Raw genomic sequence first — 21504 nt, 5'->3', positions numbered from 1 at the left:
GGACAGCAAGCGTGCCCGGGCGGCACAGCACTCCCGGGCAGGAAGACGAGGAAGACAACCATGGACCGTCAGCAGGAGTTCGTCCTCAGGACCATCGAGGAGCGCGACGTGCGCTTCGTGCGCATGTGGTTCACGGACGTCGTCGGGAGCCTCAAGTCGGTGGCCCTGGCCCCCGCCGAGGTCGAGGCGGCCTTCGAGGAGGGTCTCGGCTTCGACGGCTCCTCCATCGAGGGCCTGTCGCGGGTCTCCGAGGCGGACATGCTCCTGCAGCCGGACCCGTCCACGTTCCAGATCCTGCCCTGGCGCAGCGAGACGGAGCCCACCGCCCGGATGTTCTGCAACATCCTCACCCCGGACGGCGAGCCCTCCTCCTCGGACCCGCGAGGGGTGCTCAAGCGCGTCCTGGAGAAGGCCTCGGACATGGGCTTCACCTGCTACACGGCGCCGGAGATCGAGTTCTACCTGCTGAAGTCGGCGGACCTCGACGCCGAGGGCCGGCCCACGCCCGTGGACCACGAGGGGTACTTCGACCACGTGCCGGGCGGCGTGGTGCAGGACTTCCGGCGCAAGGCCGTGAACATGCTGGAGGCCGTCGGGATCTCCGTCGAGTTCTCCCACCACGAGGCCGGCCCCGGGCAGAACGAGATCGACCTGCGCTACGCCGACGCCCTGCAGACGGCCGACAACATCATGACGTTCCGCACGGTCATCAAGGAGGTCGCCCTCTCGCAGGGGCTGTACGCGACCTTCATGCCCAAGCCGTTCACCGAGCACCCCGGCTCCGGCATGCACACCCACTTCTCGCTCTTCGAGGGGGACACCAACGCCTTCTTCGAGGCCGGGTCCGAGTTCCGCCTCTCCCGCACGGCCGGGCACTTCATCGCCGGCATCCTGCGGCACGCCCCCGAGTTCACGTCGGTGACCAACCAGTTCGTCAACTCCTACAAGCGGCTGTGGGGCGGGGGAGAGGCCCCCTCCTACCAGTCCTGGGGCCACAACAACCGCTCCGCGCTCGTGCGGGTGCCCCTGTCCAAGCCGGACAAGGTGCAGGCCGCGCGCATCGAGTACCGCGGCATCGACTCCGCCACGAACCCCTACCTCTCCTACGCCGCGCTGCTGGCCGCGGGTCTGCGGGGCATCGAGAACGAGTACGAGCTCCCGCCCGTGGAGCTGGACGACGTCGCGGCGATGAGCTCCGCGGAGCGCCGCGCCCTCGGCCACAACCCGCTGCCCTCGAGCCTGTACGACGCCATCCGGGAGACCGAGGAGTCGGAGTTCATGGCCGAGCTGCTCGGGGAGCAGGTCTACGACTACTTCCTGCGCAACAAGCGCCGCGACTGGAACGACTACCGCCGGGTCGTCACGCACTTCGAGCTCAAGAACAACCTCGGCATCCTCTGACCCCGGACGGACCGTCCCATGACACACCCTCCCCAGTCCGCGGCCCCGGCGGGCACCGTCCCGTCCGGCCGTCTCATCAAGGTCGGCTTCGCGGACACGGGCAACGCCCAGCGCTGGCTCGGCTTCCCGGAGCTCGCCGAGGTCGACCTCGACCGGCTGCTGGAGGGTCTGGCCCTGGCGGCCTCGCCCGACGTCGCCCTGCGGCTCACCGTCCGGCTCCTCGAGGGCTCACCGGAGCTCGCCGAGCGGATCAACGCCGGCCCGGAGGCCTCCGAGGCCATGTTCCGGCTCCTGGGCTCCTCCGAGGCGCTCGGGGAGTTCCTGCTCCGGCGCCCCGAGCACCTGGACCTGCTCGCGGAGCCCGCCGCCGCCGAGCCGGCGGAGATCCCCGGCGAGCAGTTCCGCGACGCGCTGCTGACGGCGGTCGGCGCGGACCCCGCCGCGCGGACCCCGGTGGCCGCCGGGACCGGTGACGCCGCCTGCAGCGCCCTGCGCGCGGCCTACCGGCGGGAGCTGACGCGCATCGCGATCCGGGACGTCGGGGCCCTCTACCCCGCAGACCACATGCCCGCGGTGGGCCGCCAGCTCGCCGACCTGGCCGCCGCGGCCCTCGAGGGGGCGCTCGCCGTCTCCCGGGCGGAGGCGGCGGGGACCTGGGCCCCAGAGACCGTCGACCGGGTGCGGCTCGCCGTGATCGGGATGGGCAAGTGCGGCGCCCGGGAGCTCAACTACATCTCCGACGTCGACGTCGTCCACGTCATGGCCGTCGAGGACCCGGATGGCGCGGAGCCCCTGGACGGGGCGGAGGCCACCGTCATCGCCACGGCCCTCGCCACGGGCACCGCCCGGGCGCTCATGGCCCGCGGCGCGGAGCCCCCGCTGTGGGAGGTGGACGCCAACCTCCGGCCCGAGGGCAAGGATGGGCCGCTCGTGCGCACCCTGGACTCGCACGTGCGCTACTACGAGCGGTGGGCCGAGTCCTGGGAGTTCCAGGCCCTGCTCAAGGCCCGGCCCGTGGCCGGGGACCCGGAGCTCGGGGCGGCCTACCGGAAGGCCATCGAGCCGTTCGTGTGGCGCAGCTCCGGGCGCGAGGGCTTCGTCGAGTCCGTGCAGGCCATGCGCCGGCGGGTCACCGACAACATCCCGGCCGCCGAGGGCGAGCGCCAGATCAAGCTGGGACCCGGCGGGCTGCGCGACGTCGAGTTCACCGTCCAGCTCCTCCAGCTGGTGCACGGGCGCACGGACGAGCGGGTCCGGACCCAGGCCACGACCGAGTCCCTGGCCGCGCTCTCCGAGGGCGGCTACATCGGCCGCCGGGACAGCGAGCAGTTCTCCGCCCACTACCGCTGGCTGCGCCTCCTGGAGCACCGCATCCAGCTGTTCCGGCTGCGCCGCACCCACCTCATGCCGCGGGGCGAGCAGGAGCTCACGGTCATCGCCCGCTCCCTGCGCGGCGCCGCGGACACCGCCCGCCCCTCCGGCGACTCGCTGCTCGAGGAGTGGCGCAAGGTCAAGCGCAGCGTCCGGGGGATGCACGAGCGGATCTTCTACCGGCCGCTGCTGGCCGCGCTCGCCCACCTGCCCGAGACCGACACCCAGCTCTCGGCGGAGTCCGTGCGGGACCGGCTCGCCGCGCTCGGCTACCGGGACCCGAAGGCCGCCGTGCGCCACATCGAGGCGCTCACCCGCGGCGTCAGCCGGCGGGCCGAGATCCTGCGCACCCTGCTGCCCGTGCTCCTGGCCTGGCTGGCCGACGGCGTCGACGCCGACGCCGGGCTGCTGGGCTTCCGGCGGCTGTCCGAGTCCCTCGGGACCACCCCCTGGTTCCTGCGCCTGCTCCGTGACTCCAACGCCGCCGCCGAACGCCTGTGCCAGATCCTCTCCAGCTCCCGGTACGTCACCGACCTGCTGGAGAACTCCCCGGAGGCGACCGCCTGGCTCGGCCAGGACGACGAGCTGTGCCCCGTGTCCTTCGAGACGCTGTGGAGCGAGATCCGCGCCCAGATGGCCCGCCACCCCGATCCCGGGGAGGCCGTGCGGATGATCCGCCTCATCCGCCGCCGCGAGGAGCTGCGCGTCGCGCTCGCGGACACCTCCGGGCTGCTCGACGTCGAGCAGGTCGTGGCGGCGCTGTCCGACATCGACCGGGTCTGCGTCCTGGGCGCCCTGCACGTGGCCGAGCGGGAGGTCTACGACCGGGCCGGAAGACTCGCCGACGTCCTCGTCGTCGCGATGGGCCGGCAGGGTGGGCGGGAGATCGGCTACGGGTCCGACGCCGACGTCATGTACGTCTACGCCCCGGTGGGGGACGCGGACCCCGCGGCAGCCCGGGAGCAGGCCGAGACCCTGCTGCAGCGGATGGTGCAGCTGCTCAAGGCGCCCTGCACGCCGCCCATCGTGGCGGAGCGCGTGCTGGAGATCGACAACGACCTGCGCCCCGAGGGCAAGCAGGGGCCCATGGTGCGCTCCATCGAGTCCTACGCCGAGTACTACGCCCGGTGGGCGCAGACCTGGGAGTTCCAGGCGCTCACCCGGGCGCTGCCCCTGGCCGGCAGCGACGAGCTGGCCGACGCGTTCCGGCGGGTCGTGGACCCGCTGCGCTACCCGGCGGAGTTCACGGAGCGCCAGCTGCTGGAGATCCGGCGGATGAAGGCCCGCGTGGAGAACGAGCGGATGCCGCGCGGCGCGGACCCGGCCCGGCACCTGAAGCTGGGCCGCGGCGGCCTCTCGGACGTCGAGTGGCTCGTCCAGACGCTGCAGCTCCAGCACGGGCACCGCGTCCAGGGGCTGCGGACCACGAGCACCCTGCGGGCCCTGCACGCCGCCGAGGAGGCCGGTCTCGTGAGCGCCGAGGACGCCCTGGCCCTGTCCGCCGCGTGGCGGCTCGCCACGGCGGTGCGCAACGGCAACGTCCTGCGGACCGGGCGCCGCTCCGACGCCCTGCCCGCCAAGCGGGCCGATCTCGAGGCGGTGGCCCGCTGGTGCGGGTACCCCCACGGCGGCGCCGGGCGGCTCGAGGAGGACTACCTGCGCACCACCCGCAAGGCCCGGGCCGTGTTCGAGCGGCTCTTCTACGGCCACTGACGGCTGCCATCGTCGGCGGCCACCGCCGGCGTCGTCGTCGGACTGCCGGCGGCACGGGAAAGGCCCCGGACCCCACGAAGGGGTCCGGGGCCTTCCCGGTGAAGCGGTCGATCCGTGCGGATCAGACGCCGTAGTACATCGAGAACTCCAGCGGGTGCGGGACCACGGACAGCGGCTTGAGCTCGAACTCGCGCTTGTACTCGATCCAGGACTGGATGGTGTCCTCGGTGAAGACGTCACCGGCGAGCAGGAACTCGTGGTCCGCCTCCAGGGCCAGCAGCGCCTCCTCGAGCGAGGCCGGGGCCTTCTTGATGTCCTTGGCCTCCTCGGCGGGCAGCTCGTAGAGGTCCTTGTCGATCGGGTCGGCCGGCTCGATGCGGTTGCGGATGCCGTCGAGGCCCGCCATCAGCTGGGCGGCGAACGCCAGGTACGGGTTGCACGAGGGGTCCGGGGCGCGGAACTCGAGGCGCTTGGCCTTCGGGTTGGTGCCCGTGATCGGGATGCGGATGCCGGCGGAGCGGTTGCCCTGCGAGTACACCATGTTGACCGGCGCCTCGAAGCCCTTGACCAGGCGGCGGTAGGAGTTCACCGTCGGGTTGGTGAAGGCCAGCACGGCCGAGGAGTGCTCCAGGAGGCCGCCGATGTACCAGCGGGCGATGTCGGACAGGCCCGCGTAGCCCTTCTCGTCGTAGAACAGCGGCTCGCTGCCCTTCCACAGGGACTGGTGGCAGTGCATGCCGGAGCCGTTGTCGTTGTAGACGGGCTTGGGCATGAACGTGGCCGACTTGCCGAAGGCGTCCGCGGTGTTCTTGATGACGTACTTGAACTTCTGCAGGTCGTCGGCGGCCCGGGTGAGGGTGCTGAACTTGTAGTTGATCTCGGCCTGGCCGGGACCGCCCACCTCGTGGTGGGAGCGCTCGACCTCGAGGCCCACCTCGTCCAGGGCCACGCACATCGCGTCGCGCAGGTCGGCCTGCTTGTCGACCGGGGAGACCGGGAAGTAGCCGCCCTTGGTGGCGGTCTTGTTGCCCAGGTTGCCGCCCTCCTCCTTGCGCCCGGTGTTCCAGGACGCCTCGTCGGAGTCGATGGCGTAGAAGGAGCCCTGCGGCTGGATGTCGTAGCGGACGTCCTCGAAGATGAAGAACTCGGCCTCGGAGGCGAAGTTGGCGACGTCCGCGATGCCGGTCGACGCCATGTACGCCTCGGCGCGCTCGGCGACGCCGCGGGGGTCGCGGTGGTAGGGCTCACCGGTGCGGGGGTTCACGATCGAGCAGGTGACCACGAGGGTCTTCTCGACGCGGAACGGGTCCACGAAGGCCGACGTCGGGTCCGGGATGAGCTGCATGTCGGACTCGGCGATGCCCTGGAAGCCCCGGATGGAGGAGCCGTCGAACAGCTGCCCGTGCTCGAAGAAGTCGTCGTCCACCGACTTGGCGGGGAGGTTGAAGTGCTGCTGCACGCCGGGCATGTCCGTGAACCGGACGTCGACGAAGACGATCTCCTCGTCCTTGATGAACGTGAGGACTTCCTCGGGTGTCTGGAACATGTGCTGTTCTCCTTGTTAGGTGGGCTGGACCGCCGTGCCGGGAATGCTCGTGCGGCGTCCGTTTCCGGGGACAACGCTACGGACCGGGCATTAAGGCTCCGTGTCCCGGGTGTTTCCTCGGTGTTACGCGGAGGACCTCCGGGGAGCCACGGTCTCCCGTCAGTCTAGGGGAGTCCCGCCCCGATACCCTGAGGGGATGATCGACAGACGTGACGTGGGCTCGTGGCTCGAGGGGCCGGGGACCGGCCGGCAGCAGTACCCGGGGCAGCGCCTCGGGCGACCGGAGCTGGGGCCGGGCTCCGTGGGACGCGTGGGGCGGCGGATCGTGGCCCTGGTGGTGGACTGGTTCCTGTGCTGGGGCCTCGCGGAGTGGCTCGTGCCCCAGTGGAACGAGCAGGGCCTGCTGACCCTGGCGTTCCTGCTCGTGCTCAACGTGCTGCTGGTCGGCGCGACCGGCCACACCCCCGGGCACCTGCTCCTGGGCCTCCAGGTGCAGGCGCTGGCGGGGCGGCCGGCGGGGTTCGCCCGCGCCGCGGTCCGCTCCCTCCTGCTGTGCCTCGTGATCCCGGCGGTCGTGTTCGACCCGGACCAGCGCGGCCTGCACGACCGGGCGGCGGAGACGATCCTCGTCCGCACGCGCTGAGCGCAGTGCCGGGCGCGGCACCCGGCACGACACGCACGGAGCCCCCGCCTTCCGTGGAAGGCGGGGGCTCCGTGCGTGTCGTGGTGCGTGTCGTGGGGCCGGCGGCTCAGCGGCCGCGCATGGCCCTGCGGTCCGGGCGGGCGCGCATCGGGTCCACGCCCTTGGGGATCGGCAGGCGGTTGCCCAGGGTGCTGATCCGCTTGTGCACGGTCTGCACCTCCTGCTGGGTGAGCTTCTTGTCGAGCTTCTTCATCCGCTTGGACAGCTCCCGCAGCGGGACCTGTCCCTCGCCCTTGCCGGTCTTGATGACGTGGATCGGCACGTTCTGGATCACGGGGCCGATCCGGCGGCGCTCCTTGGCGACGAGCTTGTCGACCCGCCCCGCAGGGCCCTCGGTCACGAGGACCACCCCGGGCCGGCCGATGGCCCGGAAGATGAGGTCGCGGGTGCGCGGGTCCATGGCGGCCGGCTGGTCCTCGACGATCCAGCCGCGGCGCAGCGCGGACAGCGCGGCGCCGGCAGCCCCGGGCTGGTCCTCGATCCGGGCGAACGCGGCGCGCTCGGCCCGCCGGGAGAGGTAGAAGGAGGCGGCCAGCAGGGCGAACGGCAGGCCGATGAGCAGCCCGGTGATCCAGTTGCCGAGGAGCACGCCGATGAGCAGGAAGACCAGCAGGACCCCGAGGCCGATCAGCAGCATCCACCAGCCGATGTTGGGCTCGACCTCGCGGGTCATCTTGAAGACCTGCTTGATCTGGCCGAGGAAGCCTGGCCCCTTGGTCGCCTTCCGCTGCTTCCTCGCCTCGCGCTTCTGCGCCCGGGTCGGCTTCCCGGACGGCTTGCCCGCCGGCTTCCCGGGGGAGGTGGATCGCGACGCGGGGCGCGACTTGGCGTGGGAAGGTGACACGGTGAGACCTCGTCCTGTGGTGCGGTGGCGGTGTTCCGGGGGACCCGCGGCGTCAGGGCGTCGGGGCGCCCGGCCGTGGTCCGTCCTCCAGTTTAGCGGGTGGGCGGGGCCGCGCCCCGCCGGACCTCAGCGGAGTCGCTGGACGAGCGAGGAGGCCTCCTGGGAGGCGCTGCCGGTGTCCTCGATGTGCGCCAGGTGCTCCGGGATCGCCCGGCCCGACTTCTCCATGGCGCGGGCCCACAGCCGGCCGGCGCGGTAGGAGGAGCGGACCATGGGGCCTGCCATGACGCCCAGGAAGCCGATCTCCTCGGCCATCTCGGAGAGCTCCACGAACTCCTCGGGCTTGACCCACCGGTCGATCGGGTGGAACAGCGGGGAGGGGCGCAGGTACTGGGTGAGCGTGATGATGTCGCACCCGGCGTCGTTGAGGTCGCACAGCGCCTCGTAGATCTCCTGGTTCGTCTCGCCCATGCCGAGGATGAGGTTGGACTTGGTGATCATCCCGGCGTCCTTGCCCTGGGTGATGACGTCCAGGGAGCGCTCGTAGGTGAACGCGGGCCGGATCTGGCGGAAGATGCGCGGGACCGTCTCGACGTTGTGGGCGAAGACCTCCGGCGCGGCGTCGATGACCTGCTGGAGCCGGTCCGGCTTGCCCTGGAAGTCGGGGATCAGGATCTCCACACCGGTGTTCGGGTTCAGCGTGTGGATCGCGCGGATGGTCTCCGCGTACAGCCAGGCGCCGCCGTCGTCGAGGTCGTCACGGGCCACGCCGGTCACGGTCGCGTAGCGCAGGCCCAGCTCCTTGACGGACTCGGCCACCTTGCGGGGCTCGGTGACGTCCAGCAGGTCCGGCTTGCCGGTGGCGATGTCGCAGAAGTCGCAGCGGCGGGTGCACTTGGAGCCGCCGATCAGGAACGTGGCCTCCCGGTCCTCCCAGCACTCGTAGATGTTGGGACAGCCCGCCTCCTCGCACACGGTGTGCAGGCCCTTGCCGCGGGCCAGCGACTTCAGCTCCTGGAACTCGGGGCCCATCCGTGCGGTGTTCTTCAGCCAGGACGGCTTCTTCTCGATCGGCGTCTCGGCGTTGCGCGCCTCGACGCGCAGCAGGCGGCGGCCCTCGGGGGCAACGGTCATGGTCGGTCTCCTTGTCGAGATGTCGACGGTGGTGCGCTCACGGTCCCGGCGGTCCCGGGGGCGGCGCGGGTCAGCTGACGGCGGTGGGCCAGGGCAGCGGACCCGGGGTCCCTGACGGGACGAACTGTTCGCACAACTCGTCCCGGCGGGCGGATATTTCCTGCTCCACGCGCGCGACCACCGTCTCCGGGGTCACGAGCCGGCCCGTCTCCTGCGAGAGGCTCGTGACGGAGGCGTCGGTGATGCCGCAGGGGATGATCTTGCCGAACGGCCGCAGGTCGTTGGAGCAGTTCAGGGCGAAGCCGTGCATGGTGGCCCGCTTGGAGACCTGCACGCCGATGGCGGCGATCTTGCGGTCGGGCCCGTGCCCGTCCGCGAGCACCCAGGCCCCGGAGCGTCCCGCCACGGTGGTGGCCTCCACCCCGAGGTCCGTGACGACGGCGATGATGATCTCCTCGAGCAGGCGCACGAAGCGCACGACGTCGATGGGCGTGGTCAGCCGGACGACGGGATAGCCCACGAGCATCCCCGGGCCGTGGTAGGTGAGCTTGCCCCCGCGTCCGATCTCCACGACCTCGGTCCCGTCGGTGGGGTGCTCGTGGGGCTCGGTGCGCCGTCCGGCCGTGTAGACCGGGGGGTGCTCCAGCAGCAGCACGGTGTTGTCCCGCTCGCCCGCGACGACCTCGCGGTGCACGTTCTTCTGCAGCTCGAGCGCCGAGCGGTAGTCGACGAGGTGCGGGTCGAAGCCGAGCCGTTCGAAGCAGATGGACATGTCCCCAGCCTATCGCGCGGCGGGGACAACGCGCGCCGGGCGGGGGCTGTGGACGGCGCCCACGGCCCGGGGTGGCGGGCGGGCATGCTGGGGGCATGGAGCAGCGCCCCGCCGCGCACGGCGGCCACCACGAGCCCTCCCGGGCCCCGTCCGTCTCCGCCCGGGCGCGGCTCGCTGCGGCCGTCCGGGACGACGGTGCGGGCCCCCTCCCCGGCACGCGGGCCGAGGACACGCCTCCGCGGCTCCCGCCGGAGGACGGCCTGGAGCCGGTGCGCCGCCTGGGCGGCCGATCGTGGCTGGTGCGGGAGGCACGGTCGGGGGAGCACTTCGTCCTGCGGCCCTGCCCGGAGGAGCCCGGACCGGAGCGCGACCGGTCGAGGGCCGCGCTCCGGTCGCTCGCGGTCGCCCTGGCGGGCCGGGACGAGGCCTGTCTCGTGGCCGTGCGCGGCCTGCTGGGCCCGGCGGCGGCACCAGTCGGGCTGGTCGAGGACTTCCTGCGGGGCGGCTCCCTCGCCGACCGGCTGGCCGAGCGCGGCCGACTGGCGCCCGCCGAGGCCGCCGCGGTGCTGCGGGACGCCGCGACCGGCCTGGCCGCCCTGCAGGCCCTCGGCCGGTGCCACGGGGAGCTCTCCGCCCGGCAGGTCCTGTTCCGCGGCACCGTGACCCCTCCGGAGAGCGCGGCCGCGGGCCCGGCGGAGCGCACGGCGGCCGCGGACGGCGCGGGGCACGTCGCCGCGGTGCGCGCGGGCACCGCGGCGGGGAGCCCGGAGGAGGACGTCCGCGCTCTCGGGGCCCTCGGGTGGGCGGCGCTCACCGGGCGGGCCCCGGCCCGGGAGGCGCGGCGGGCGCCTCTGTCCCTGCTGTGCCCCGGCGCCCCGCCCGGCCTCGTGCGGGCGGTCGAGGCGGCCCTCGACCCCGACGCCTCGGCCCGGCCCACGGCGGCGGAACTGGCCGACCGGTTCGCGCGGGCCCAGGAGCCGGACCCCGGCGGGCGGCGGGTCGCCGCCGCCCGTCCGGAGCCGGTCCGGATGGGCGGCGGTCGCCGGGCCGCGCTCGTCGGGGTGGCGGCGCTGCTGCTGGCCGCCGGGGGCGCGATCCTGCTCCCCCTGGGCGGGGCCGGCCCGTCGCCGGACCCGGCGGCCGATCCGGCGATCACGCCGGCGGCGACGACGCCCCCGGCGCGGCATCCCTCTGCGGCGCGGCCGGGCCCGGTGGCGCCGGGGTCCGTGGTCGACCCGCCGCAGAACGCCGTCGAGGACGCGGACCCCCGGCGGGCGCTGCGAGAGCTGGTGGCGCGGCGGGGAGAGGCCCTGCGCACCGGTGACGCCCGGCTGCTGGACGAGGTGTACGCGCCCGGCGCCCGGGCCGCGGCGGCGGACCGGGACACCATCGCCCGGGCGGACGGCGGTTTTCCCGGCCTCGTCCTCGAGGCCGAGAGCGTCCGCGACGGGCCGGCGGGGTCCGCGCCGCCGGGCGGGGTCGTGCTGGTGGCCGAGGTGCGGGTGGACGGCCACCGCGGCGGGCCGGGCACGGTCCCGTCCGTGGTGCCGGCCGGGGACGGATGGGTGCAGACGGTCCTCGTCGAGCTGGTCCACGGGGAGCAGGGCTGGCGGCTGTCCGGGGTGGAACCTGCGGCGGGGGCGACGGCCCGGCCGGGATCCGGCTCGGACGGGCCGTCGCGGAACGGACGGGGGCCGGACGGGCAGGAGCCGGACGGACAGGAACCGGCACGGCAGGACCCCCGGGGCTGACGGGCAGCGCCGGGGGTCCGGTCGTCGATGGTGCGGTGGCGCGGGGCTCACCAGAGGGTGGCGACCGCCATGTTGATCAGCGCCAGCCCGCCCACGGCGTGGGCAAGACCGGTCGAGACCGTCTCCCCGCGCCTGGTCCTCCGCTGGCCCACGAAGGCGGCGACCGCCACGGCGAGGGCGACCAGCAGCTTCACGGCGACCTTGGCATGGTTGACGTCACCCTCGCCCATCTCGTAGATCGCCACGAGCAGGAGACCGGTCACCAGGCTCAGCAGCGAGGCGTGGAACTGGCCGGGGGACACCGTCGGGCGCTTCATGGTGTAGATCCAGGTGCCCACGATGATCGCGGCGCCGACGAGGTGCAGGAAGACGAGGAGTCCGGTCAGGAAGGTCATGCCGTCGAGCCTATCGGAGCGCCGCCGGCGGACGCCGAGAGGGCGTGCCCCTGTGACCAGGAACACGCCCTCTCGGCGTCCGCCGGCCCTCCGCAGGTGCTCAGCGGGGGCCGTGGACCGGCACGGGGCCGGTCAGAGGCCGACCTCGGACTCGAAGCGGCCCTCCTCCAGGCGCGCCTTGAGCGCCTGGAGGAAGCGGCCGGCGTCCGCGCCGTCGACCAGGCGGTGGTCGTAGGTCAGCGACAGGTAGCACATCTGGCGGATGGCGATGGTGTCGTTGCCGTCGGCGTCGGAGACCACCATGGGGCGCTTCACGATCGATCCCGTGCCGAGGATCGCGACCTGCGGCTGGTTGATGATCGGGGTGTCGAACAGGGCCCCGAACGACCCGAGGTTCGTGATCGTGAAGGTGCCGCCGGTGAGGTCGTCCGGCGTGATGTTGCCGTTCTTGGCCCGGGAGCCGAGGTCCGCGATCTGCTTGGCCAGGCCGCCGAGGTTGAGGTCGCCGGCGTTCTTGATGACCGGCACCAGCAGGCCCTTCGGGGTGTCCACCGCGATGGCGATGTTCTCCGAGCCGTTGTAGACGATCTCCTTCTCGGCCTCCTTGAAGGTGGCGTTGAGCTTCGGGTGGGCCTGCAGGGCCTCCGCCACGGCCTTGGCGAAGAACGGCAGGTAGGTGAGCTTGGCGCCCTCCCGCTCCTGGAACTTCGCCTTGGCCCGGCCGCGCAGCACGGCCACCCGGGTCATGTCGACCTCGGTCACCTGGGTCAGCTGAGCGGCCTCCTGCAGCGACTCGCGCATGCGCTGGGCGATCGTCATCCGGATCCGCGGGGCCTTCTCGGTGGTCCCGCGCTTGGCGTCCGCCTTCGGCGCCGCCGCGGCGGCCTCCTTCGCCGGAGCGGCCGCGGCCGTCTCGGCCGGGGCCTCGGCGGCCGGTGCGGCCGCGCTCTTCTGCTGCTCGGCGGCGGCGAGCACGTCCTGCTTGCGGATGCGGCCGCCCACACCGGTGCCGGTGAGCGCGGAGAGGTCCACGCCCTCCTTCTTGGCGAGCTTGCGCACCAGCGGGGTCACGTAGGACGAGTTGTCGCCCGTCGGCGCCTCCGCGTTCTCGGTGCGGGCGCCGTCGCGCTGAGCGGCGTCCTGCTGCTCGTCCCCGGAGGTGTCGGCCAGCACGGGCTCGTCGGTCTCGACCAGGGCCTCGTCGCGGGACGGCGCCTTCTCCTGCTTCCCGGAGGAGGAACCCTCGTAGCCCTCGCCGCCGGCGGAGGACTGCTTCGCCGGCTTCTCCTCGGCGGAGGTGTCCGCGGCGGGCTTCTCGGCGGGCTTGTCCCCGGACGGGGCGGAGCCGGAGCCGATGACCGCCAGGACCTGGCCGACCTCGGCGTCCTCGTCCTCCTGCACCCGGATCTCCAGCAGGGTCCCGGCCACGGGGGAGGGGACCTCGGTGTCGACCTTGTCGGTGGAGACCTCCAGCAGCGGCTCGTCGACGGCGACCTCGTCACCGACCTGCTTGAGCCACCGGGTCACGGTGCCCTCGGTCACGGACTCGCCCAGGGCGGGCAGGGTGATCTCGCTGCCCTCGCCCGTCTGCTGGGCCTCGGCCTGCGGGGCCTGCTCCTGGTCGGAGGACTCCTGGCCGGAGGACTTCTGCTCGGCGGCCTCGTCGGTCGCCTCGGGGGTCTCGGCCTCGGTCGCGGCGTCCTCGGCCTCCTCGGCGGAGGTGTCCGCGGCGGGCTTCTCGGCGGGCTTGTCCCCGGACGGGGCGGAGCCGGAGCCGATGACCGCCAGGACCTGGCCGACCTCGGCGTCCTCGTCCTCCTGCACCCGGATCTCCAGCAGGGTCCCGGCCACGGGGGAGGGGACCTCGGTGTCGACCTTGTCGGTGGAGACCTCCAGCAGCGGCTCGTCGACGGCGACCTCGTCACCGACCTGCTTGAGCCACCGGGTCACGGTGCCCTCGGTCACGGACTCGCCCAGGGCGGGCAGGGTGATCTCGCTGCCCTCGCCCGTCTGCTGGGCCTCGGCCTGCGGGGCCTGCTCCTGGTCGGAGGACTCCTGGCCGGAGGACTTCTGCTCGGCGGCCTCGTCGGTCGCCTCGGGGGTCTCGGCCTCGGTCGCGGCGTCCTCGGCCTCCTCGGCGGAGGTATCCGCGGCGGCCTCGTCCTGGCCGGACCCGCCGCCGGAGCCGGAGCCCGAGCCGTCACCGATGACGACCAGCGGCGCGCCGACCTCGACGTCCTCGTCCTCCTCGACGAGGATCTCCTCGATCACGCCCGCCACGGGGGAGGGGATCTCGGTGTCGACCTTGTCGGTGGAGACCTCGACCAGGGGCTCGTCGACGGCGACCTCGTCACCGACCTGCTTGAGCCACCGGGTCACGGTGCCCTCGGTCACGGATTCGCCCAGTGCGGGCAGGTTTACGGTTTCTGACATGGTCCGACCGTCTCTCTTTCGGTGCCTTCGATGGTGCGGTCCGGGCGCCGGGCCCGGTTCCGGGGTAGTGGGGGAGGCCCCGCCCGGGAGGGGCGGGGCCTCGACGCGGTCAGCCGTGCAGCGGCGTGCCCGCGAGTGCCATGGCGGCCTCGCCGATGGCCTCGTTCTGGGTGGGGTGCGCATGCACGAACGCGGCGACGTCCTCGGGGTAGGCCTCCCAGTTGACGATGAGCTGGCCCTCGCCGATCTGCTCGCTGATGCGCTTGCCGATGGCGTGGAAGCCGATGATCGGCCCGTCCTTCTCGCGCACCAGCTTGATGATGCCGCCGGTGCCCAGGATCGAGCTCTTGCCGTTGCCGGCGAGGTTGTACTCGGCGACCTCGACGTTGTCCTCGCCGAACTTCTCCTTCGCCTTCGGCTCGGTGTAGCCGACCGAGGCGATCTCCGGCTCGGTGAACGTGACCTTGGGGATGTTCACGTCGTCGACGACGGCGGGGTTCAGGCCGGCGATCTCCTCGGCCACGAACCGCCCCTGCTGGTAGCCGCGGTGGGCGAGCTGGACCCCGGGGACGATGTCGCCGATCGCGTATATGTTGCCGACGCCGGTGTGCAGGCGCTCGTTCGGGGTGACGAAGCCGCGGTCCATGGGGATGCCCTGCTCCTCGTAGCCCATGTCGGCGGTGTTCGGGCCGCGGCCCACGGCGACCAGCACGATGTCGGCCTCGAAGACCTTGCCGTCGGCCAGGGTGACCTTCGCCCCGTTGTCGTCCTGCTCGACCTTCTCGAAGAAGGTGCCGAGGCTGGACTTGATGCCGCGCTTCTTGAACTCCCGCTCCAGGATCTTGATGAGCGCGGGGTCCTCGTTGGCGACCAGGTGGGGGAGGCCCTCGATCACGGTGACGTCCACGCCGAAGGACTTCCACATGGAGGCGAACTCGCAGCCGATCACGCCGCCGCCGAGGACGATGGCGCTCTTGGGCACGAAGTCGATCTCCAGCGCCTCGGTGGAGGTCATGATCCGTCCGCCGATCTCGACGCCCAGGGTCTTGGAGATCGAGCCGGAGGCCAGCACGATGTGCTTGCCGGTGTAGGTGGTGCCGTCGACCTCGACGGTGTTCTCGCCCGTGAGCTTGCCGACGCCCTCGATGACCTTGATCTTGCGCATCTTCATCAGACCCGTGAGGCCCTTGAACTTGCCGGCGACGATCTTGTCCTTGTACTCCCGCACGGCCGCCATGTCGATGGAGTCCAGCGTGGTGTGGATGCCGTACTTGGAGCTCTCGCGGGCGTCCTCGGCCAGCTCGGCGGAGTGCAGGTACGCCTTGGTCGGGATGCACCCCCAGTGGAGGCACGTGCCCCCGAGCTTGTTCTTCTCCACCAGCGCCACGGTGAAGCCGAGCTGGACGGCCCGCAGCGCGGCGGCGTAGCCGGCACTCCCTCCGCCGAGGACGAGGATGTCGAATTCGTTGTCGGCCACGTGTTTGGCTCCCTTGCGCGTTGACGTCGTTCCGGGTGGGTCGCACCCGTCCCGTGACGGGTTCGTTTCGTACATACCTTAGCCCTACGCCGGAGGGAGCGACCAGGCGGGCGCTCCCTCCGGCGCAGGGGTGTCGCGGGACCTCAGCCGCGGTCGGCGACCGCGTCCTCGAGCAGCCGCACGAGCGTGCGCACGCCCGCGCCCGTGCCCTCAACCGGGGTGTAGCCGTAGGGCGATCCCTCGTTGAAGGAGGGGCCGGCGATGTCCACGTGCGCCCAGGGCACCCGTGCCCCGTCGGCGCCGCCGACGAACTCGCGCAGGAAGATCCCGGCGACGAGCATCCCGCCGTTCTTGTCCCCGATGTTCTTGAGGTCGGCCACCTTGGAGTCCAGGGACGGGCGCAGGTGCTCGGGCAGCGGCATGGGCCAGCCGTCCTCGCCGGCGGCGTGGGCGGCCTCGGCCACGGCGGTGCGCACTGCCTCGTCGCCCATGATCCCGAACGTCCGTGCGCCGAGGGCCACCATCTGCGCGCCGGTCAGCGTGGCGATGTCGACGACGGCCTCCGGGGCCTCCTCGCACGCGGCCACGAGACCGTCGGCCAGCACCAGGCGCCCCTCGGCGTCGGTGTTGAGCACCTCGACGGTGCGGCCGCCGCGGATGGTGATGACGTCGCCGGGGCGGGTGGCGGTCGACGAGGGCAGGTTCTCGGCCAGGCACAGCCACCCCGTGACCTTCACGGGCAGGCCCAGCTCGGCGGCGGTGAGGACGGTCGCGAGCACGGCGGCGGCGCCGGCCATGTCCGACTTCATGGTCATCATCGAGGCCGGGGGCTTGAGGGAGAGGCCGCCCGAGTCGAAGGTGATGCCCTTGCCCACGTAGGCGTAGTGCTTCGCGGCGCGCGCCGGGGCGTACTCCAGCCTGACGAGGCGCGGACCGTGCACGGAGCCCTGTCCCACCCCCAGGAGCCCCCCGTAGCCGCCCTTGGCGAGCTCCTTCTCGGCGAGCACGGTCACGGAGACCTTGGTGCCCCTGGCGGCCCGGCGGGCGTAGTCCGCCACGGCCTCCGGGTACATGACGTTGGGGGAGAGGTCCACGAGGGTGCGGGCCGCGCGGACGCCGCGGCCCAGGGCGGCGGCGCGGTCGAGGCACCGGCCCAGCGCGGCGCGCGCCACGCCCGGGGCGTGCACGACGGCGGAGGCCAGCGGGTCCTGCACGGAACCGGCGGTCGCCGCGCGCTGGTGGGCGAAGGCGAAGGCGCCGAGGGCGGCGCCCTCGGCGACCGCCGCGGCGTCCTGCTCGGAGTCCACGGGCAGGGCGAGCACCGCGGAGTCGGTGCCGGCGAGCCGCCGCACGGCGGCGCCCACGGCCCGGCGCAGCACCTCGGCGCGCTCCGCGGTCCCGGCGGGCAGGGCGCCGACCCCGGTGAGGACCACCACGGTGAACGGGAGCCCGGACGGGGCCGGCACCACGGTCACCTCGTCGGCGGCACCCTTCACGCGCAGCGCCGCCGCGGCCTCCACCACGGGGGCGAGCCGTCGCTGCTCGCCGGCGGGGAGCAGGACACGGCCCGAGCCGTCGCCGTCCTGTCCCTTCTCCACCCCGAGCACGAGCGCGTGGGCCGGCGTCCGGCCCAGGGCCTTGTGCGTGGCGGTGAGCTCGATGCCCCGGGGTTCGAGCAGGTCCTGTACGTCGGGCATGGATCGTCCTTTCGCTGAGGTCTGGACCGGCGGGGCCGGCCCGGTCCGCGGTCGGCGGCCCGGCCCGGCCGGCAGGCGTGCTGTCGATCCTATCCCCGGCCGGCGCGCCGCCGGGGCCCGGACGCACGGAGCGGGCCCCGCGGGATCGGCGGGGAATAACGCGGTGCCCGCGGACGGTTGACATGATCCGGGCGCGCCGTCGGAGGCGTGCTCCCACCGGTCTCCCCACGGACGCCCGGAACCGACCCACCCCAGGAGGAAGAGCTGTGCTGGACCCCACCTCGCTGTACCTGAGCAACCCCGCTCTGCTCGAGGACGCCCGGGTTCGCGGACTGCCGCTGATCGTCGCCCTGTCCGGCTACGCGGAGGCGGGGCACGTGGCCGTGCAGATCGAGCACACCATCACCGAGGCCCTCCCGCACGAGGTCGTGGCCCGTTTCGACCTGGACCAGCTCTACGACTACCGGGCCCGCCGCCCGCACGTGAGCTTCGTGGAGGACCACTTCGAGGGCTTCCAGACCCCCGAGCTGTCCCTCCGGCTGGTCACGGACGGTCTGGGGCGCAGCTTCGCGCTGCTGACGGGCCCCGAGCCGGATCTGCAGTGGAACCGGTTCACCGAGGCCGTCGTGGGCCTGGCCCGGCGGATGGACGTGTCCCTCGTGGCCATCGTCTCGGGAATCCCCATGCCCGTCCCGCACACCCGTCCGTTCATCGTCTCGGTGCACGGCAACCGGGCCGACCTGCTGCCCGCCGAGCACGCGTGGAAGCCGGTCGTGGAGATGAGCTCGTCGGCCGCGCAGCTCCTCGAGATCCGGCTGGGCGAGGCGGGGATCGACAACATCGGCTTCACCGTGCACGTCCCGCAGTACCTGGCCGAGGCGCACCTGCCGCACGCCGCCGTGGCCGCCCTCGAGCACATCAGCGCCGTGACCTCGCTGACCCTGCCCTCGGACGAGCTGCGCGAGGCGGCCCGCGAGATCGAGCGCCAGATCGACCAGCAGGTCGGCGCGTCGCCCGAGGTGCAGGCGGTCGTGGCAGGACTGGAACAGCGCTACGATGACGTCGTCGACGCCTCGGTACCGCGCTCCCTGCTGGTGGGGGACGAGTCCGAGCTCCCCGACGCCGACGAGATCGGCGCCGCGGCCGAGGCCTTCCTCGCCGCCCAGGAGGACGACCAGGACTGAGCCCGGCCGGCGTGCGGGGCGGTCCGGCGCCGTCCGAGGCGGCCCCGCCGTCCCGGGTCCCGGCCCGGACCCGTCCCCCCGAGAGCGAAGTGCATGCCGTCCGACCGGTACCGGGCCCACGAGCCCGGCAAGGACTCCCGCCGCGCCTACCTGGTCTTCGCGATCGGCACCTTCGCCTACTTCAGCGCTGTGGCGCAGCGCACCAGCTTCGGCGTGGCGTCGGTCGACGCGGCCGAGCGCTTCGGCACCGCGGCCTCCGCGCTGTCGATGTTCTCGCTCATGCAGGTCCTCGTCTACGCGGCGCTGCAGATCCCCGTCGGCGTGCTCGTGGACCGCTTCGGCTCCCGCGTCATGGTCGCCGCCGGGGCGCTGCTCATGACGGCCGGGCAGGTCCAGCTGGCCCTGGCCGACACGGTCGGCGAGGGCGTGGCCGCCCGTGTGCTCGTGGGCGCGGGCGACGCGACCACCTTCGTGTGCGTGATGCGCCTGATCCCCGCCTGGTTCTCCGCGCTGCGCGTGCCGCCGCTGACCCAGTTCCTGGGCGTGGTCGGCAACCTCGGCCAGCTGGTCTCCGTCATCCCGTTCGCGTGGCTGCTCGAGCTCACCGGGTGGTTCCCGTCCTTCGCGGCGCTGGCCTCCCTCGCGCTGCTCGCCGCCGTGCTCGCCGCGACCCTGCTGCGCAACGCGCCCCCCGGGGTGGAGGTGCTGAACCCGGCGCTGGGCCTGCGGCGGACCGGCCGGGTGCTCCGGGAGAGCGTGGCCGAGCCCGGCACCCGGCTCGGCTTCTGGGTGCACTTCACCACCCAGTTCGCGGGCAACACGTTCGTGCTGATGTGGGGCTACCCCTATCTCGAGTACGCCCAGGACCTGTCGGACACCACGATCTCCCTGGTGATGACCTCCTTCGTGGTGACCAACCTGGCCGTGGCCCTCGGCCTCGGCGGGCTCTCCGCCCGCCACCCGCACCGCCGGGTGCGGCTGTCGCTGGGGGTGACCGCCGTGATCTTCGCGGCGTGGACGGTCCTGCTGGTCTGGCCCGGGACGGCCCCCGTCCCGGTGGTGCTGGCCGCCGTGTGCGTCATCGCGATCAGCATGCCGGCCTCCATGATCGCCTTCGACATCACCCGCAGCTTCAACCCGGCCCGCCGCTCGGGCACCGCCACGGGCATCGTCAACGTCGGTGGCTTCACGGCCTCGGTGCTGGCCATCTTCGTCACCGGCTTCGTGCTCGACGTGCTCTATGCCGCGGGCTTCCGCGACGAGCTGTACGCACCCGACGCGTTCCGGGTCGCGATCGCGGCGCAGTTCCTGGTCGCTGCGGCGGGCGCCGCGGGCGTGCTGGCCACCGTCCGGCGGGTGCGCCGGCAGCACGGGCGCGACGCCGCCTGACCGGCCGCCCGGTCCCGTCGGCACTGCACCGCGCCGGGCGCCGGGTCCCCGACCCGCCGGCCGTCCACAGACCGCGCCCCGGCCGGTGCTTCCGGACCGGCCGGTGCCCAGGCTGGGCGCATGAGACAGCACCCCTTCCGAGACCCCTTCGTCCCCGTCGTCCGGTGCGCGGCCGACCTGCTCGCCGTCGTGCCGCACACGCTCGGCTACTGGCCCGCCGACTCCCTCGTCCTGTTCGCCGCCGGCGGCGGGACGGCAGGGGCGTGCGTGCGCGTCGACCTCCCGGCCGGCCCGTCCGACGAGCGCCTCGGGGAGGCCTTCGTCGCCGAGCTCGCCGACCTCGTGGCCCACGACACCCTGAGCGACCGGGTCTTCGTCATCGTGTACACGTCGCCGCCGCCCGGGGACCCGTCCGGGGCGGCGGCGCCACCCGCCGCGGTGGACGGTGTGCTCGCCGTCGTGGACGAGGCCGCCCGGCGCGCGGGGCGGGCGGTGGCGGCGCGCTGGATCGTGGCCGGCGACCGCTGGTGGCCGGCCGAGGACCCGGCCGACTTCCAGGACGTCGCGGACATCGAGGACAGCGCCGTCAACGCCGCGCTCGTGGCCTCGGGCAGCTCCTACGCCGCCGCCCCGCGGCTCGCCATGGACGAGGAGTACGGGGCGCTGCCCGCCGGCACCGCCCGTGCCACCGGGCAGGCCGCGGTCCGCTGGGCACGGGCCGGTGCGGACGCGTGGCACCACCTGGACCGCCTCGGGCCCGCACTGTCCGTCTGGACCGACATGCTCGCCACGGTCCGGGGAGCGCCGGGGGGTGCGGTGCCCGCGGTGCTGGACCACGACGACGACCTGCTCGGCTTCCTGGCCGCGAGCCTGTCCGACCCCGTGCTCGCCGACCTGCTCCTGGCGGCCTGCGCCACGGACGACCTCGACGGCGTCCTCGCGGCCGCCGCGATGTGGGCCGAGCTGTGCGACGACGTCGACGACCGGGCGGACGGCCCCGACGCCCCGGGCGTTCCGATCGGGCCGACCCGGGCGACCCTCCCTCCGGGCGTCCCGCCGGTGCCCCGGCGACCGGCGGCCGGTCGCGGCGGCACCGCGTCCGGCCCGGCCGCCGCCCGGGTGCCCGTGCCGGACGCGGGGGAGCTGGTCCGGCTCTCCCGCGTGCTCTCCGGCGAGTGGGCGGAGACCCCGCACTGGTCGCTGCTCGACACCCTCTACCGGGTGCTCCAGGTGCTCGGCTGGCTCCTGGAGCCCACGGGGCTGGGGCCGGGGCCCGGACCGGAGCCCGGTGCGGGGACGGCGGGCGGAGCGGCCGAGGACTCCGCGGGGACGGACGACGAGGCGCGGGGCCGGGCCGTGCTCGCCGGCGTGCTGGTCGAGCTCGCGCAGCTCAACCGGTTCCGGGTGCGCGGCTCCCACACCGCGCACTTCGTGCGCCGGGCCACGGCGCTGCTCCCCGGACACCCGCCCGCGCTGCGCGTGCTGCGCCTCGCCGACGCCCGGCCCGTGCCGCTCTGGGCCCGGGACCGTGCCACCGCCTGGCACTCCTGAGCCCCGCGCGCCGAGCTTTTTCGGGTCCGTCCGGTGGAGCGGGAACAAATCCCGCCCACGGGTGGTTCCGGCTGTCAGGACCCTTCAAGCCCGCCGCGCCGGACACTGCCCGGCGCACGGACTTGACAGGGTCATAGGCGTGT

Annotated in this window: 15 protein-coding genes; 7 read left to right on the top strand and 8 right to left on the bottom strand. The window is 73.5% G+C overall.

Translation table 11 applies throughout. From position 1 onward, the window contains the following. Positions 1 to 60 precede the first annotated feature (60 nt). Positions 61 to 1401: a type I glutamate--ammonia ligase gene (gene glnA / locus AC6CH6_RS10915; protein WP_017834147.1), complete on the top strand. Its 1341-nt coding sequence runs from the start codon at positions 61 to 63 to the stop codon at positions 1399 to 1401. Positions 1402 to 1419: 18 nt separating this feature from the next. Further along, complete coding sequence (locus AC6CH6_RS10910; RefSeq protein ID WP_419967251.1) at positions 1420 to 4485, top strand: bifunctional [glutamine synthetase] adenylyltransferase/[glutamine synthetase]-adenylyl-L-tyrosine phosphorylase; 3066 nt, start codon at positions 1420 to 1422, stop codon at positions 4483 to 4485. Between the two features lie 121 nt (positions 4486 to 4606). Here AC6CH6_RS10910 and glnA (AC6CH6_RS10905) read toward each other — a convergent pair whose 3' ends face one another. Next, complete coding sequence (gene glnA, locus AC6CH6_RS10905) at positions 4607 to 6031, bottom strand: type I glutamate--ammonia ligase (RefSeq protein ID WP_368796346.1); 1425 nt, start codon at positions 6029 to 6031, stop codon at positions 4607 to 4609. Between the two features lie 196 nt (positions 6032 to 6227). On the opposite strand from glnA (AC6CH6_RS10905), the gene AC6CH6_RS10900 reads away from it, so the two are divergent. Then, positions 6228 to 6674 carry an RDD family protein gene (locus tag AC6CH6_RS10900; RefSeq protein WP_498255130.1) on the top strand — a complete coding sequence of 149 codons (447 nt, stop codon included), beginning with the start codon at positions 6228 to 6230 and terminating at the stop codon, positions 6672 to 6674. A gap of 106 nt (positions 6675 to 6780) precedes the next feature. On the opposite strand, the gene AC6CH6_RS10895 is transcribed toward AC6CH6_RS10900, so the two are convergent. The 3 genes from AC6CH6_RS10895 to lipB all read right to left on the bottom strand — a co-directional run bounded on the left by AC6CH6_RS10895 (position 6781) and on the right by lipB (position 9484). Continuing rightward, positions 6781 to 7578: a DUF4191 family protein gene (locus AC6CH6_RS10895; protein WP_419967249.1), complete on the bottom strand. Its 798-nt coding sequence runs from the start codon at positions 7576 to 7578 to the stop codon at positions 6781 to 6783. A gap of 126 nt (positions 7579 to 7704) precedes the next feature. Continuing rightward, a complete protein-coding gene (lipA, locus tag AC6CH6_RS10890; protein ID WP_017834152.1) occupies positions 7705 to 8712 on the bottom strand; it encodes a lipoyl synthase in 1008 nt (335 codons plus the stop codon). 70 nt (positions 8713 to 8782) lie between these two features. Continuing rightward, positions 8783 to 9484, bottom strand: coding sequence for a lipoyl(octanoyl) transferase LipB (lipB, locus tag AC6CH6_RS10885; protein ID WP_498255129.1), 702 nt, complete (start codon positions 9482 to 9484; stop codon positions 8783 to 8785). A gap of 95 nt (positions 9485 to 9579) precedes the next feature. On the opposite strand from lipB, the gene AC6CH6_RS10880 reads away from it, so the two are divergent. After that, positions 9580 to 11235: a serine/threonine-protein kinase gene (locus tag AC6CH6_RS10880; protein ID WP_498255128.1), complete on the top strand. Its 1656-nt coding sequence runs from the start codon at positions 9580 to 9582 to the stop codon at positions 11233 to 11235. Positions 11236 to 11282: 47 nt separating this feature from the next. Here the strand turns inward: AC6CH6_RS10880 and AC6CH6_RS10875 are convergent, their stop codons facing one another. The 4 genes from AC6CH6_RS10875 to AC6CH6_RS10860 all read right to left on the bottom strand — a co-directional run bounded on the left by AC6CH6_RS10875 (position 11283) and on the right by AC6CH6_RS10860 (position 17237). Further along, the gene (locus tag AC6CH6_RS10875; protein WP_498255127.1) at positions 11283 to 11630 is read right to left on the bottom strand and encodes a hypothetical protein; all 348 of its coding nucleotides are present in this window, start codon (positions 11628 to 11630) and stop codon (positions 11283 to 11285) included. A gap of 132 nt (positions 11631 to 11762) precedes the next feature. Further along, positions 11763 to 14063 carry a 2-oxoglutarate dehydrogenase, E2 component, dihydrolipoamide succinyltransferase gene (sucB, locus tag AC6CH6_RS10870; RefSeq protein WP_498255126.1) on the bottom strand — a complete coding sequence of 767 codons (2301 nt, stop codon included), beginning with the start codon at positions 14061 to 14063 and terminating at the stop codon, positions 11763 to 11765. A 109-nt stretch (positions 14064 to 14172) separates the two neighbouring features. After that, entirely contained in the window at positions 14173 to 15540 is a 1368-nt protein-coding gene (lpdA, locus tag AC6CH6_RS10865; RefSeq protein WP_017834157.1) for a dihydrolipoyl dehydrogenase, read from the bottom strand. Positions 15541 to 15683: 143 nt separating this feature from the next. Then, positions 15684 to 17237, bottom strand: a complete 1554-nt coding sequence (locus AC6CH6_RS10860; protein ID WP_498255125.1) for a leucyl aminopeptidase — start codon at positions 17235 to 17237, stop codon at positions 15684 to 15686. A 266-nt stretch (positions 17238 to 17503) separates the two neighbouring features. Here AC6CH6_RS10860 and AC6CH6_RS10855 point away from each other — a divergent pair, with 266 nt between their 5' ends. The 3 genes from AC6CH6_RS10855 (at position 17504) to AC6CH6_RS10845 (ending at position 21361) form a co-directional block, all read left to right on the top strand. Next, entirely contained in the window at positions 17504 to 18421 is a 918-nt protein-coding gene (locus AC6CH6_RS10855) for a proteasome assembly chaperone family protein (protein WP_017834159.1), read from the top strand. A gap of 93 nt (positions 18422 to 18514) precedes the next feature. After that, a complete protein-coding gene (locus AC6CH6_RS10850) occupies positions 18515 to 19810 on the top strand; it encodes an MFS transporter (protein ID WP_498255124.1) in 1296 nt (431 codons plus the stop codon). Positions 19811 to 19930: 120 nt separating this feature from the next. Next, positions 19931 to 21361: a DUF4192 family protein gene (locus AC6CH6_RS10845; protein ID WP_498255123.1), complete on the top strand. Its 1431-nt coding sequence runs from the start codon at positions 19931 to 19933 to the stop codon at positions 21359 to 21361. The last annotated feature ends 143 nt before the right edge of the window (positions 21362 to 21504 follow it).

The organism is Kocuria sp. GQ42 (assembly GCF_059758435.1).
Note: the sequence above shows the minus strand (reverse complement) of the source record. Positions and strands in the feature narration are given on the sequence as shown.